Origin of the sequence: Stagnihabitans tardus (assembly GCF_009925085.1) — a bacterium.
GTDB lineage: Bacteria > Pseudomonadota > Alphaproteobacteria > Rhodobacterales > Rhodobacteraceae > Stagnihabitans > Stagnihabitans tardus.
In genome coordinates this window covers 1-251 of record NZ_JAABNR010000113.1, presented here as the reverse complement: position 1 = coordinate 251, position 251 = coordinate 1, and the positions used below count along the sequence as shown (strand labels likewise).

The following is a 251-nucleotide window of genomic DNA, read 5'->3' as shown; positions in this document are numbered from 1 at the left end:
CAGGTCAGCGACTACATGGGCGCTGCCGCCCTTCTGCAGGATCTGCCACAGGCGGAGTGGCTCTTGGCTGACAGGGGTTACGATGCCGATTGGTATCGAGAAGCGTTGAAAGACAAAGGGATAAGGGAGTGTCTGAACCTCTGTGTATCTGATTTGGCCCATGCGGTTTTCAGATACGTTCAGGCGTCGAAGCGCCCGGCGAACATTATGGCCAGCTGATTGCGGGCTGCTACCCATTCCCGGACAGCGCG

1 pseudogene is annotated in these 251 nt (G+C 57.8%); it reads left to right on the top strand.

The features are described 5' to 3' along the window. A pseudogene (locus tag GV832_RS21855) lies at positions 1–135 on the top strand (IS5/IS1182 family transposase); the annotation flags it as partial. Between the last annotated feature and the right edge of the window lie 116 nt (positions 136–251).